Below are 13041 nucleotides of genomic sequence, written 5' to 3' on the forward strand. Positions count from 1 at the left end.
CCGGAGTCCGCCATGTCCTCACCCCAACCGCCCCGCTTCGACGGCCAACGCTGGAGCAACGCCGACGACGACCGCATCGAGGTGCTGCCTGCCGACCCCGCCTGGCCACAACACTTGGCCGCCGAAGCCGAGGCCATCCGCACGGCGCTGGCGCTGCCCGGGCTGGGCATCGAGCATGTCGGCAGCACCGCGGTGCCCGGGCTCGACGCCAAGCCGATCATCGACATCCTCCTGCTGCCGCCGCCCGGCCACGATCCGCAGCGGCTGGTAGCCCCGCTGGAGGGCCTCGGCTACCAGTTCTGGCGCGAGAACCCGAACACCCAGCGGATGTTCTTCGTCAAAGGCATGCCGCCCTTCGGCCATGGCCGCACCCACCATGTCCATGTCATGCCCCTGGCCCAGGCCGACCGCTACCTGCTGTTCCGCGACTGGCTGCGCAACCACCCCGACGACGCCCGCCTCTACGCCGAAACCAAGCACGCCCTGGCCCGCCGCTACCCCACCGACCGCGAGGCCTATACCCGTGGCAAGGACGAGGTCGTCGCAAGGATTCTCGGCCGGGCGCTGGCGGCGACGCGGCACCCAATGATACAGAGTGGCCTGGTAAGGGGAGAACGCGAAATGCACGCCAGGGAACTGCGTGAAACGCTGGTCGCCGGCGCGGAATCGACGCCAGGCGGCCCCGCCGATACAGCCTATTTCGAGTCGCTGCGCAGCCGGGTAAGCAAGCCCCAGGACTGAGGCGGATAGCGTGCTTCGCTCACTACTGCGACTGTGCGAGCACGGCTTCCACCAACCTCTCGATCACCTCCCCCACCCTCCCCGGCTCGCCAACCTCCACCCAGCGCAAATGCGCGAACCGCGGATCCTCGCGCAGGCCGGTGTATTTGCGGCGGTTGCCTGCGAAGGTGGTCCATGACCAGAGCAGGATCGAATCCCTGGAGCAGAACGCCATCCGCAGCGATTCACGGTTGCCGTGGGACAGGCGGGTGCGCAGCAGGCCCCGGGCCAGGGTGCGGCGAAGGACCCGGGAGAACACCGTCCAGCGCCCGAAATTCAGCCATACCACGTGGGTGGCGCGGCCCCAGAGCAACTCGCGGACGGCGCTGTAGTTGCCGTCGGCGACCCAGCGCGGCGCCGTCGTCGCCCGCTCCACGGCGTGCTCGAAGCGTTCGTGGGGCACGGCTTGCCAGCCGGGGCCCCAGTAGAGTCGGTCGAGTTCGACATGCGTACAACCCAGCCTGGCGGCCAGCGCGGCGGAGAAGGTCGACTTCCCGGCCCCGCTGGTGCCGACCACCACCACACGCAGCGGCGCGCCTCGCCCGGCCTCGACGCAGGTCATGCCTTGACCGCGACCAGCGTGTAGCACATCGGGATCGCCAGCGGTCCGTCCTCGTAGAGGTCGTAGAGTTCCTCGCGGTTCGAGTGCGGGTACTCCTTGAAGTGACTCAGGCGCAGGCCGGCGCCGAGCAACCCGCCGAGGATGTCGCCGAGCGGGTGGACGTACCAGTAGCTGGCGATGCCGGTATCGCTGCCGCTGCCTTCGTAGACGATGGCCTCCCGGGATACGTGGGGCGTGTCGGTGAAGTAGTCGTTGCGCAGTTCGAACGGTCGCTCCGACTCGGGTTCGAGCATCTCCAGGAACGGGTGGGTCTCATAGATCGCCAATTGCCCGCCCGGCTTCAGCAGGCCGCTCACCGAGGCGAAGAAGCGCGCGATGTCGGGCATCCAGTTGAGCACACCGATGGTGATCAGCAGCAGGTCGAACTGACCGTTCAGCTCGACCGGCAGCTCGTAGGCATTGGCTTCGACGAAACGCGGCTGATGCGGCGAGCGCTCGGCCAGTTGCCGCGCCTGGGCGAGGAAGGCGGCGGACTGGTCGATCCCCACCGCCCGCGCGACGCCGAAGGCGTACAGCGAAAGCACTTCCCGGCCGTTGTTGCAGCCGACCTGGACCGCCGCCTTGCCGGCCAGGTCCAGATTGCGCAGCACGCCAGCCAGGGTCTCGTCCAGGCAACTGAAGCCGGTTTCCTGTACCGCCAGCGACAATTCCTGCCAGCCACTGCCACGCAGGTGACTGTCGGCGGACGCGTCCCAGGCGCGTCGGTTGCTTTCCACCGCGTGTTCAAGATCCGTCATGCGAAAACCTCAGAAGTGTTCCCAGGAAGGCCAGCCGAGTCGCGAACCCGCAGCCCACTCAATCGCGGAATTGCAGCCCGATATGGGCTCGGCAGTCGCGTCGTTCCAGGCTGCCTTCCTGGAAAGCGCCGCAGGCGCGGTTTCTCAGAGGCAGCGTCTGTTCCACCACGGTCACCCGCACCTCGTTCGCCGGTTGGCGCTGCTCGGCGGGTCGCGGCGCCTGACGCCGGCCGTTCAGGTTGTCGGCCCCGCCTGGCGGGATGCGCCGGCGCGTCGCGGCGATCCGCCTGCATGCTCAATAGAGACCGGTGGCGCTGCCCCGCTCGAACAGCGGCACCTGGTTGGCCAGGATCATGTTGTAGCTGAGCATGAACGGCACCCCGCCGCCGCTTTCGGCGATCTGGCCTACCCAGCCGATGGGGTTGTTGAACAGCGATTCGTCGGGGCTGAGCACGCCGACGGCGGCGCTGTCCGGGTCGCCGTCCCAGGTCACGTCGCCCCAGTGCCAGCCGAGGCCACGCACGTACTGCGCGCCGATCAGCGCGCCGAGGGCGAAGACCGCCTCGTCGTCGAGGCTGCGCCCCTGCTCCCTCGCATCGCGCACGTAGTCGGTGACGGCGGCGACGATCTGCGCCGGCGTCTCGTCCGCGGCGACGCCAAGCAAGGCGAGCCCCTGTGCCTGCAGCTCCGCCAGTTGCTGTTGCAGGTCCGTTGAAAGCGGATTGATCTCGGCCATCCCTGTTCTCCCGAGGCAAGCGTGCGCACCCGTCCGTCGGGCGCGCCATGAAGCGCGTTATCTTACGGCTTCGCGGCGACGAAAGCGCCCTCCCCAGCCAAACGTAGCGCAGCCGCTAATCGCCTCTTCCCGGAAATGCTGCCTTCGGCTCTACTGGCGAATTTGTGCCATCCATACCCGAGACAGCCCCATGACGCTGATCGCCGCCGCCCAGAGCTGCGCCCACCCCGCCGACCTGCCACGCAACCTCGACGACCACCTGCGCCTGATGCGTATCGCCCAGGCACGGGGCGTGCGCCTGCTGGTGTTTCCCGAACTGTCGCTCACCGGCTACGAACCCAGCGCTGCCGCCGCCCTCGCCCAGCCGGCGGACACGCCCCTGCTGCAACCGCTGCGCCAGCTCGCCGAGCAGGCACGGATGACCACGGTGGTCGGCCTGCCGCTGCGCTCGCCGAAGCATGCCAAGCCGCTGATCGCCGCCCTGATCCTCGGCGCCGACGGCAGCCTCGGCGTCTATGCCAAGCAGCACCTGCACGCGGGCGAGGAACGCCACTTCTCAGCCGGCGACGGCGGCCCCCTGCTGGAGATCGACGGCCTGCCGATGGCGTTGGCGGTCTGCGCCGACTTCAGCCAACCCAGCCACCCGGCCCACGCCGCCCGTGCCGGCGCTCGCCTCTACATCGCCAGCGCGCTGATCGGAGAAAACGGCTACCCGGCCGACTCGGCCCTACTGGCCGGTTATGCCCGCGAGCACGGAATGGGCGTGCTGCTGGCCAACCATGGCGGGCCGACGGGTGGCTGGAAGGCGGCGGGCAGGAGTGCGTTTTGGAATGAGCGGGGAGCGCTGGTCAGGGAGACGACGGGGACGGGTGAGAGGCTGCTTCTGCTGGAACGGACCGAGATAGACGCTTGATCCTGTGAGACACGATGGCCGCCGAAAGCGAGCGGAGAATTGGCGGAAGGCAGTGGGAGTCGAACCCACCCAGGAACGGCTGCCGTCCCCCACCGGATTTGAAGTCCGGCCACGCCACCGGGCGTGATTGCCTTCCTCTTTGATTTGCAAGAGGTTTTCCTCGAGACGGGAGCTTATCAGGCCGGGGTCCGAAGAAGAAATGCCGGATGTCATGGAAAGTCGTTCGCATGGCCGGGCGAGCAGAGCGTAGCCCAGCCTCGGAGCACTTCACAGGCGTTTCAGGCAATGGCAGTAGACGAAGTGCTGGACCCGGCCGGCGGGAGTGACGTGGTGTTCGTCGCGGTGCTCGGTGAGCTGGAAGGCGGAGCCGAACTCGGCGTGCAGTTCGTCGGCGTCGTAGCGCATGACTGGCAGGCCGCTGCATTCGGTCGGGCCGTCGGCGGCGAAGGTGGCGACGATCACGTGGCCGCCGTGGCGGACCGCCTTCATCACCTGGCGCACGTAGGCGCGGCGGGCTTCGGCAGTGGTAAGGAAGTGGAACACGGCGCGGTCGTGCCAGACATCGTAGGTGGCTTCCGGCAGGTCGACGCCGGTAATGTCGCCGGCGATCCAGCGCACCTCTTCGCCGCGCGCGCCGAGGCGGTTGCGGGCGACGCGCAGGGCGGCGTCGGAAAGGTCGAGCACCGTCAGGTCGCCGAAGCCTTCGGCGAGCAGGCCGTCGACCAGGGTCGAGGCGCCGCCGCCGACATCGATGATCGCCGCCTCGCGGGGCGCGCCGATGCGTCGGATCAGGTCGAGGGACAGCGTGGCCTCGGCCTGGAACCAGCTCACCGCGTCGGACGGCTTGCTCTCGTATACCCGTTGCCAGTGCTCTCGTTCGGACATGACGACCTTCTCCGTGTTGCGCTGCGACCCATTACCCACCAAGGGCGTTAACGGCACATTAACGCCATAGGCGGTGTTGCGACAGGGCCGCTCCTCAACCGTAGGCACCGCGCAGTGACATCACGCCGCGCCTTCGCGCCGCCTGGCGGATCAGCAGTTCGCCCACGGCCAGGGCCAGCGCCACGCCGCCGACGATCTTGCCGGCGTAGGCCCAGTCCATCGGCGCGCCGGGGGTGACGACGAACAGGCAGATGCCGGCCAGCACATGCAGCGCGACGAACAGCGCCCAGAGACTGGCCAGGCGGTCGCCCAGCGGCATCCGGTAGGGCCGTGGACGCGGGTCGGCGCGGCGCAGGCGGACGAAGGCCAGGCACATCAGCACATAGGGCATCATGAAAACCATGGCGAAGATCGACAGCAGGGTCCAGAACAGTTCCTCGGCAGTGTGCGCCACCAGGCCGTAGAGCAGCAGCAGGACGATGCTCACCGCCGAGGCCAGCACCGCCGAGCCGATCGGCGTGCCGTGGCGCGAATGGACCACGCCGAACAGCGCCGGCAGCTCGCCGGCCTTGGCCGCTTCCACCGCGGCACGGTTGGTGCCCATGCTCCAGGTGACCATGTTGGTGAAGAGGGTGAACAGGACGAAGGCGCCGACCAGGTCGGCGAGCATCCCGCCGGCGCCGTCGTGGCCGTAGATGTTGTAGAGGGTATGGGCGAAGATCCGGGTGACGTCGGTTTCCTCGGCCGGTACCGCGGCCAGCACGCCGAGGGTGCCGAAGATGTTGAAGGCGCCGACGATCAGCCCGGAGATCAGCACCGCGCGCGGGATGTCGCGGCGCGCGTTGCGCATCTCCGCGGCGCTGCAACAGGCCAGCTCGGTCCCCATGATGCCATAGACCATCACTCCCAGCGCGGCCATCTGGCCCGGCGAGGACGGGACGATGGAGTCCAGGCTGAAGTCGTTGGCGAAGCCATGGTTCCAGCCGAAGTGCAGGCCGCCGACGCCCAGGGCGAGCACCGCGATCAGCTTGAGCAGCGCGCCGAGGTTCGGCAGCCACTTGCCCAGGCGCAGCGCGACCACGTTGAACGCCGCGGTGAGCAGCGCCAGGGCTATGCCGATGGCGATCTTGCCCCAGAGGCTCAGCTCGGGGAAATAGAAGGCGCCGAGCATGCTGCCGAACAGGGTGTAGACCGAAGGCATCCACAGTGCGTTGTTGACCCAGTACATCCATGACACCCGGGCCCCCCAGCGGAAGCCGAAGGCGCTGCGCACCCAGTGGTAGACGCCGCCGTTGGCGGGGAAGGCGGTGCCCAGCTCGGAGGTCATCATGGCCATCGGCAGGAACAGCAGGACCAGCACGTAGAGCCACCAGAACAGGCTCGACGGACCGAGGGAGGAAGCCAGGGCGATCTGGTCCATGAAGAGCATCGCCGAGACCGTGTAGAGCACTACATCGCGCAACCGCAGGACCTTGTTCTTGTTGTCGTCCATTGGGGTTCTCCTGAATGTTCGGGTGGGGCGCCGGCGGCGCCCCGGCGCTTACCGGTGACCGGCGCGGACAAGATCCTCCACGGTTTCCTCGATGCTCTCGCGCAGCACCCGGACCACGGTATCGACCTGTTCGCGGGTGAGGATCAGCGGCGGCGACATCACGTTCAGGTGGACGATCGGACGAACCAGCAGGCCGCGCTTCTGCGCCCGCAGGTGGACCCACTCGCCGATGTTCAGGCTTTCCGGAAACAGCGCCTTGCTCGCCTTGTCGGCGACGAACTCGACACAGGCCATGAAGCGCATCCCGCGCACGTCGCCGACGATGGGCAGGTCGCGGAGGCTTTGCAGGCGCTCCTCGAAGTAGCGGCCGACCTCGTCGGCGTGGGCGAGCAAGCCCTCGCGCTCGATGATCTCGATGTTCTTCAGCGCCGCCGCGCAGGCCACCGGGTGGCCGGAGTAGGTGAAACCATGGCTGAAGCAGCGGCCCTTGTCCGGCTCGGCGATCACCTCCCAGATGCGCCGGGAGAAGATGCACGCGCCCAGCGGCTGGTAGCCGGAGGTGAGGCCCTTGGCGGTGAGGATGATGTCCGGCTGTACGCCGAACACCGCCTGGCTGGCGAAGAAGTGGCCGAGGCGGCCGAAGGAGGTCACCACTTCGTCGGAGATGTACAGCACGTCGTAGCGCTGGCACAGCTCCCACATCCGCCTGTGGTAGCCCGCTGGCGGGACGATCACGCCGCCGGAGCCGAACACCGGCTCGGAGATGAACGCCCCCACCCGGTCGGCGCCCAGTTCGAGGATCTTGCGTTCGAACTCGTCCACCAGGCCATCGAGGAACTCGGCTTCGCCCAGCCCTTCCGGAGCGCGGTAGTAATAGGGACAGGCGAGGTGGTGGATGCGCTCGTCGAGGAAGTCGAACTCGGCCGGCCGGTCGGCGCTCTTGCCGCCCAGCGACATGCCGAGGAAGGTCGAGCCGTGGTAGGCGTTGATCCGCGTGATGACGTGCTTCTTGGCGCGCTTGCCGCGGCAGTTCTGGTAGTAGTGCATGAGGCGGATCGCGGTGTCCACGGCGGTGGAACCGCCGGTGGTGAGGAACACGTGGTCGAGGTCGCCGGGGGCCAGCTCGGCGAGCTTGCGGCAGAGTTCGATGGCGCGCGGGTTGGCCATGTCGCAGAAGGGATTGGAATAGGCCAGCAGGCGGGTCTGCTCGGCCACGGTGCGAGCCATTTCCTCGCGCCCCAGGCCGATGTTGGTGCACCACATGCCGCCCACCGCGTCGAGGTAGCGGTTGCCGGCGGTGTCGTAGATATAGGCGCCGTCGCCGGCGGCGATGTTCAGCGAGCCGTTGACGCGGTGGTCGTCGAACACGTGGTAGCCGTGCATGTAGTGGGCCTGGTCGGCACGGACCAGGTCGGCGTCGCCGAGGGGGGACGTGGCGTGCAGTCTTGCGTTCATCGGGCTGTCGCTCTTCTCGGATGGATGCTCCGAGGGTGCAAGAGCACCGCGCGGCGGGCCATACCCCATTTTGGGGTAAGCGCTGGGTGCGGCCGACGCGGCTTGCTATCCTGCGGCGACAACGACAAGAACGAGCCGTACCGTCCATGCAGGCCATCGCCCCGAACGCGCTCGACCGCTGGCACGAACACCTGGCGCTGGCGATCCGGCGCCTGCGCCAACCCGACTTCCTCGCCGCGCTGGTCGACGCCATCCACCAACTGGTGCCGATCGAGTCGAGCATGATCAGCCTGGAACGCAAGGGCCACGCGCCCACCCTGCTCTACGAGCGCGGCATCGCCGAGCGCTTCCGCGAGGCGATCATCCGCCGCTACTTCTCCCGCGGCTACCTGCTCGACCCTTTCTGCCTGGCGGTGGAGGAAGGCCTTCCGGAAGGCTTCTACACCCTCGGCGAGATCGCCCCCGACGACTTCTTCCAGAGCGCCTACTACCAGACCTACTACCTCGGCGCCGGAGCGGTGGAGGACGTCTACTACATCCTCGACCTCGGCCCTACCGAGAAGCTCTCGATCTGTCTCTACAACGGCCTTTCGGCGAGCCGCTACAGCGACGCCCAGGTCGCCGTCCTCGCCGGCCTGGCGCCGCCGGTGCTGGAGCTGGCCCGGCAGTTCTGCGCCGGGCGCGCCGACCTCTCGCCGAACCCGCAGGCCGACCTCGCCCCGCGCCTTCAGGAAGTGCTGCGCGGCTTCGGTCGCGGCGTGCTCACCGACCGCGAACGCGAGGCTTGCCACCTGCTGCTCAGCGGCCACTCGGCGAAATCCAGCGCGCGGCTGATGGACATCTCCCCGGAGACCGTGCGCATGCACCGGAAGAATCTCTACACCAAGCTGGAAGTCGGCTCGCAGTCGGAACTGTTCGCGCTGTTCATCGAGTGCCTGAGCCAGGGGCAGCGCGTCGGCCCCTGAGACTCAGGGCGAGACGCCGCCGAGCAACTGTTCGGCCAGCGCCGAGCCCTCGCGCAGGCGACGGTCGTTGCCGATGCGGCGGGTCAGGCCGATGCGGTCGAAGTGCTCGAGGATCTGGATGCTGCGCTTGCGACCGATACCCAGGCGGTCGCGGAATTCCGCCGGGCGGATCAGCCCGGCGGGGTCGCGCACCTGCACGGCGATCTCGGCCAATTGACGCAGGGTGGCTTCCGGGTAGAACAGGTCGCGCACCACCTGCTGCAACTGGCCCAGGCGTGCCAGCTTGCGCAGCAGGTTGCGCATGACGGCTTCATCCTGGCGCAGCTCGCGGGCCAGGTCGCGGACCCAGGGCGGGTCGTAGCGGCCGGCTTCGAGCAGCGGCCAGAGGCGCGCGCGCAGTTGCTCCTCGCTATCGCTCAGGCGCACTTCGTGGCCGGGCAGGTGCAGCCAGGGCCCGCTGCTGTGCACATCGCCGCCGGCCAGGGCGGCGTCGAGCAGGGCGATGAACACCGGCCGCTCCAGCTGCGGCAAGGCGTAGCGACGCAGGCGGTCGCGGTCGGGACCGAGTTCGTCCGGTAGCTCTTCGTGGAAGCGCCGCAGGCCGGCGAGCAGTTGCTCGACCAGGGCGAACCAGCGCTCCCCGGCGAACAACCGGGTGCCGAGGCGGGTCTGCACCTCGACCACCTCTTCCGGCAGCCGCCAGTGCTCGCGCGGGCGGTTGAAGGATTGCACCAGGCGTTGCGGGTCGAGGCCGTTCTCGGCCGCGCCGAGCAAGGTCGGCAGCGCCTCCTCCAGGCTTTCCTGGCGCAGCGCCTGAAGCTGTGCCAGACGTGCCGGCGTTCGTCGGTTGCGCGCCGGCGCGGCGCCGTCGAGCACCCGCCCGCCGCCAAGGGTGCGCTGCGCCGACTGGTCGCGCAGCACCAGGCGGTCGCCATGCAGGGCCTGGATCGGCGCGTTCAGCACCAGTTGGGCGAAGGCGCGGTGGCCAGGCTCCAGTTGTTCGCCTTCGAGCAGGGCCAGGCGCCCGGTGACGTCCTGGGTGCCCAGGTGCAGGTGCACCGGGGTCCAGTGGGTGAAGTCGCGGAGTTCGTCGGGCAACAGGCGGAAGTCGATGTCGACCCGCGTGGTCGGCGCGTGCAGCGCGGCCTGCAGCAGCCAGTCGCCGCGCTGGATCTGTTCCAGCGCGAGGCGCTCGCCGGCGATGTTCAAGGCCACGCGCTGGCCGGCCCAGGCCTGTTGCGCGGGCCGGTTCTGCGCGTGCAGGCCGCGCACCCGCACCGGCCGTCCGGCGTTGCCGAGGAGCAGTTCGTCGCCCACCGCGACCTGTCCGGAGAAGGCCGTGCCGGTGACCACGATGCCGCTGCCGGCGACGCTGAAGGCCCGGTCCACCGCCAGGCGGAAGTATCCCTCGCGGCTACGCTCGCGGACTTCGCCGGCGAGCCCGCCGAGTGCTTCGCGCAACGCCTCGACGCCCTCCCCGGTGCTGCTGGAGAGCGGGAAGATCGGTGAGCGCGCCAGCGGACCGGAGGCCAGCAGGTGTTCGACCTGGGTCCGCACCTGCTGCACCCGCTGCGGCTCGACCCGGTCGATCTTGGTCAGCGCCACCAGCGCCCGGCGGATACCGAGCAGTTCGACGATCGCCAGGTGCTCGCGGGTCTGCGGCATCAAGCCGTCGTCGGCGGCCACCACCAGCAGCACGCAATCGATGCCGCTGGCGCCGGCCAGCATGTTGTGGACGAAGCGCTCGTGGCCGGGCACGTCGATGAAGCCGGTGGGGCTGCCGTCGCCAAGGTCGGCGTAGAGATAGCCCAGGTCGATGGTGATCCCGCGTTGGCGCTCGGCCGGGCGGCGGTCGCCCTCGATGCCGGTGAGGGCGCGCAGCAGCGAGGTCTTGCCGTGGTCGATGTGCCCGGCGGTGCCGACGATCACGACAGCTCGCTCCGCAGTCGCGGCAACTGGGCGAGGAACGCCGGCTCGTCGTCGAGCTGGCGCAGATCGAGCCAGAGGGCGTCGTCGTCGAGCCGACCGATCACCGGCAGCGGCAGCCCGCGCAGGGCTTCCTCGAGGTTGCGCAGGGCGCGTCCGCGCAGGCGCCTGGGCTGCCGCGGACGCAGGCACAGCGCGGCGCTGGCCAGCCGCGCCACCGGCTGCGCGCCGCTGCCGATCATGCCCAGGGCGTCGACCACAGCGACCTCCCAGCCCTCGCCGAGCGCCTCGCCCAGCGCCGGCGCCAGACGCTCGGCCTGGGCGCGGATCTCCGCCGCCGGGCGGCTGAGCAGGCGCAGGGTGGTCAGGCGTTCGGCGAGGCGGTCCGGATCGCGGTACAGGCCGAGCACCGCCTCGAGGGCGGCGAGGGTCAGCTTGTCGACGCGCAGGGCGCGCTTGAGCGGGTTCTTCTTGATCCGCCCGATCAGTTCTCGGTTGCCGAGGATCAGCCCGGCCTGGGGCCCGCCGAGCAATTTGTCGCCGCTGAAGGTAACGATGTCGGCGCCGTCGGCCAGGGCTTCCTGCACCGTCGGTTCCTTGGGCAAGCCCCAGCGGGTCAGGTCCACCAGGGTGCCGCTGCCGAGGTCTTCCAGCAGCGGCAGGCCATGGCCATGGGCGATGGCCGCCAGTTGCGCGGTGGGCACGCTGGCGGTGAAGCCCTGGACGCTGTAGTTGCTGGTATGCACGCGCATCAGCAGGCCGCTGCGCGGGCCGATGGCGGCTTCGTAGTCCCTGGCGTGGGTGCGGTTGGTGGTGCCCACCTCGTGCAAGCGCACGCCGGCGCGGGCCATGATGTCGGGAATGCGGAAGGCACCGCCGATCTCGATCAGCTCGCCGCGCGAGATGATCCCTTCCTTGCGCGCCCCCAGGCTGTTCAGCGCCAGCAGCACCGCCGCCGCGTTGTTGTTGACCACGGTGACTGCCTCGGCGCCGGTGAGTTCGCGGATCAGCCCGGCGATCAGGTCGTCGCGGTCGCCGCGCTTGCCGCTGGCCAGGTCGAACTCCAGGTTCAGCGGGTAGCGCGCGGCCAGGGTGATCGCCTCGATGGCCTCGTCCGGCAGCAGGGCGCGGCCGAGGTTGGTATGCAACACCGTGCCGGTCAGGTTGAACACCCGCCGCACGCGGCTGGCATGCTGCGCGGCGAGGCGTTCGCCGGCGCGCCCGGCGAGCACCGCCTCGCTCAGTTCGATCTCGGCGAGGGCACCGCGTCGGGCCGGCTCGCGCAGTTCGTCGAGCAGGTCGCGGAGGGTCGCCAGCAACGCCTCGCGGCCGTAGCGCTGGTGCAGGGGAGCGGCCGCCGCGCTGCGCAGCAGGCGGTCGACCGAAGGCAAGCGAACGGAACTCATGGAGAAACCTTATCCACAGGGTAGGGTCACCGACACGCCCATCATAGACGCGTCGGCGCATGCCCGCAGCGTCTTCGGCTATTCGCCGCCGGGGGCCAGCAACAGGTTCGGCGAACGTCGCAGGTAGCCGTCCTCGGCCAGGCGCATGTCCAGCGCCAGGCTGGCCAGGTCGTCGGCAAGGGCATCGGCGTGGCGGTCGAACTCCAGGTAGAACTGCTTCAGGTAGCCCTGGCAACTGGGGCAGGTCTCGGCGCGCAGCACGGCTTTTTCCGCCGGCTGCCCGTCATGCTCCAGGGACAGGTAGGCCAGGTGCTTGCTTTCCTCGCAGTGGCTGCACTTGATCCGCACGTAGTGCCATTCGCAGGCGCACAGCGAGCAGCTCAGGTAGCGCAGACCGGTTTCCTTGCCGCCCTGGCGGATCATCCCGGCCATCGGCGGCGAGCCGCAGGCGGGGCACAGGGTCCGGCTCTCGGTCTCGACCACCGCGCCCTCCTCCAGTCCCAGCAGCCAATGGCTCCAGGCTACCTGCAGGGCGGCGCCGAGGAACGGCACCAGGGCCGCCGGCAGGAGGTCGAACTGACCGCTGAGCAAGGCGATGGCCCAGGCCTTGCGCTGGCCTTCGTCGGCTTCGCGCAATTGTTCGAGTGCCGCGCCGACGGCGGCGTTGGCCGGTGCCGGGTAGCCCGCGAGCAGGGCATCCAGCCAGGGCAGCCAGGCGCCTTCGCGCACCAGCAGGTCGTAGGCCAGCGGCGGCATGCCGTGCTCGCGGCTCTTGCGCAGGCGCTCGGGGTCGAGCGGGGCCAGGGCCGGCGGGTTGTCCAGCAGCGCCTGCTGGAGCCGGCAGAGACCGGCGACCAGCCGCAGGTAGTCGCCCATCGGGTGCCCCTCGGCCAGTTGCAGCAGACGCTCGCCGCGGCGGGCGAACAGGTCGCGCGACGGCTGGTGCAGGTGCGGGGGAATGTTGGCGGCGGCTTCGATCTGCCCCGGCTGAAGAATGGTGCGTGACACGGGAACTCCTCGGGTCTGCGCCGGCGGGCCGGTGGGCCGCGCCGCAACGATCGGGCGCCCGGTGGGGCGCGGAATGAATGCAAAGGCCCCATCGCTGGGGCCTCCGGTCGGGCGAT

At 69.4% G+C, this 13041-nt stretch carries 12 protein-coding genes and 1 tRNA gene; 3 read left to right on the plus strand and 10 right to left on the minus strand.

Features of this window, described 5'->3' with window-relative positions:
* Positions 1–12 precede the first annotated feature (12 nt).
* Positions 13–741: a GrpB family protein gene (locus LJF27_RS00560; protein ID WP_023116782.1), complete on the plus strand. Its 729-nt coding sequence runs from the start codon at positions 13–15 to the stop codon at positions 739–741.
* 22 nt (positions 742–763) lie between these two features.
* Here LJF27_RS00560 and LJF27_RS00565 read toward each other — a convergent pair whose 3' ends face one another.
* The 3 genes from LJF27_RS00565 to LJF27_RS00575 form a co-directional block, all read right to left on the minus strand.
* Positions 764–1369, minus strand: a complete 606-nt coding sequence (locus tag LJF27_RS00565) for an AAA family ATPase (protein WP_196496113.1) — start codon at positions 1367–1369, stop codon at positions 764–766.
* Positions 1339–2139, minus strand: a complete 801-nt coding sequence (locus tag LJF27_RS00570; protein ID WP_003457217.1) for a class I SAM-dependent methyltransferase — start codon at positions 2137–2139, stop codon at positions 1339–1341. The genes LJF27_RS00565 and LJF27_RS00570 overlap by 31 nt, the downstream gene beginning before the upstream one ends.
* Positions 2140–2434: 295 nt before the next feature.
* On the minus strand, positions 2435–2803 hold the full coding sequence (locus LJF27_RS00575) for a hypothetical protein (RefSeq protein ID WP_003114628.1): 369 nt from the start codon (positions 2801–2803) through the stop codon (positions 2435–2437).
* Between the two features lie 262 nt (positions 2804–3065).
* Between LJF27_RS00575 and LJF27_RS00580 the strand changes: the two genes are divergently transcribed.
* Positions 3066–3788 carry a carbon-nitrogen hydrolase family protein gene (locus LJF27_RS00580; protein WP_023116783.1) on the plus strand — a complete coding sequence of 241 codons (723 nt, stop codon included), beginning with the start codon at positions 3066–3068 and terminating at the stop codon, positions 3786–3788.
* 40 nt (positions 3789–3828) lie between these two features.
* Here LJF27_RS00580 and LJF27_RS00585 read toward each other — a convergent pair.
* The 4 genes from LJF27_RS00585 to LJF27_RS00600 form a co-directional block, all read right to left on the minus strand.
* Positions 3829–3924, minus strand: a tRNA-Sec gene (locus LJF27_RS00585).
* A 131-nt stretch (positions 3925–4055) separates the two neighbouring features.
* Positions 4056–4673: a class I SAM-dependent methyltransferase gene (locus LJF27_RS00590; protein ID WP_003095305.1), complete on the minus strand. Its 618-nt coding sequence runs from the start codon at positions 4671–4673 to the stop codon at positions 4056–4058.
* Between the two features lie 94 nt (positions 4674–4767).
* The gene (locus LJF27_RS00595; RefSeq protein WP_010793732.1) at positions 4768–6165 is read right to left on the minus strand and encodes an APC family permease; all 1398 of its coding nucleotides are present in this window, start codon (positions 6163–6165) and stop codon (positions 4768–4770) included.
* A 48-nt stretch (positions 6166–6213) separates the two neighbouring features.
* A complete protein-coding gene (locus tag LJF27_RS00600; RefSeq protein WP_003114627.1) occupies positions 6214–7620 on the minus strand; it encodes an aminotransferase in 1407 nt (468 codons plus the stop codon).
* Positions 7621–7901: 281 nt separating this feature from the next.
* On the opposite strand from LJF27_RS00600, the gene LJF27_RS00605 reads away from it, so the two are divergent.
* Positions 7902–8585: a helix-turn-helix transcriptional regulator gene (locus tag LJF27_RS00605; RefSeq protein WP_073670591.1), complete on the plus strand. Its 684-nt coding sequence runs from the start codon at positions 7902–7904 to the stop codon at positions 8583–8585.
* A gap of 3 nt (positions 8586–8588) precedes the next feature.
* On the opposite strand, the gene selB is transcribed toward LJF27_RS00605, so the two are convergent.
* The 3 genes from selB to fdhE form a co-directional block, all read right to left on the minus strand.
* On the minus strand, positions 8589–10514 hold the full coding sequence (gene selB / locus LJF27_RS00610; RefSeq protein ID WP_023116784.1) for a selenocysteine-specific translation elongation factor: 1926 nt from the start codon (positions 10512–10514) through the stop codon (positions 8589–8591).
* Positions 10511–11917 (minus strand): L-seryl-tRNA(Sec) selenium transferase, encoded by a 1407-nt coding sequence (gene selA / locus LJF27_RS00615; RefSeq protein WP_003123517.1) that lies wholly within the window; start codon positions 11915–11917, stop codon positions 10511–10513. The genes selB and selA overlap by 4 nt, the downstream gene beginning before the upstream one ends.
* 78 nt (positions 11918–11995) lie before the next feature.
* On the minus strand, positions 11996–12925 hold the full coding sequence (fdhE, locus tag LJF27_RS00620; protein ID WP_003116089.1) for a formate dehydrogenase accessory protein FdhE: 930 nt from the start codon (positions 12923–12925) through the stop codon (positions 11996–11998).
* Positions 12926–13041 lie beyond the last annotated feature (116 nt).

The organism is Pseudomonas sp. 203-8 (assembly GCF_020708595.1).
GTDB lineage: Bacteria > Pseudomonadota > Gammaproteobacteria > Pseudomonadales > Pseudomonadaceae > Pseudomonas > Pseudomonas aeruginosa.

Coding starts and splice junctions, on each gene's coding strand:
- LJF27_RS00560 (WP_023116782.1), top strand. CDS start 13: ATGTCCTCACCCCAACCGCCCCGCTTCGACGGCCAACGCTGGAGCAAC.
- LJF27_RS00570 (WP_003457217.1), bottom strand. CDS start 2,139: ATGACGGATCTTGAACACGCGGTGGAAAGCAACCGACGCGCCTGGGAC.
- LJF27_RS00580 (WP_023116783.1), top strand. CDS start 3,066: ATGACGCTGATCGCCGCCGCCCAGAGCTGCGCCCACCCCGCCGACCTG.
- LJF27_RS00590 (WP_003095305.1), bottom strand. CDS start 4,673: ATGTCCGAACGAGAGCACTGGCAACGGGTATACGAGAGCAAGCCGTCC.
- LJF27_RS00595 (WP_010793732.1), bottom strand. CDS start 6,165: ATGGACGACAACAAGAACAAGGTCCTGCGGTTGCGCGATGTAGTGCTC.
- LJF27_RS00600 (WP_003114627.1), bottom strand. CDS start 7,620: ATGAACGCAAGACTGCACGCCACGTCCCCCCTCGGCGACGCCGACCTG.
- LJF27_RS00605 (WP_073670591.1), top strand. CDS start 7,902: ATGATCAGCCTGGAACGCAAGGGCCACGCGCCCACCCTGCTCTACGAG.
- selA (WP_003123517.1), bottom strand. CDS start 11,917: ATGAGTTCCGTTCGCTTGCCTTCGGTCGACCGCCTGCTGCGCAGCGCG.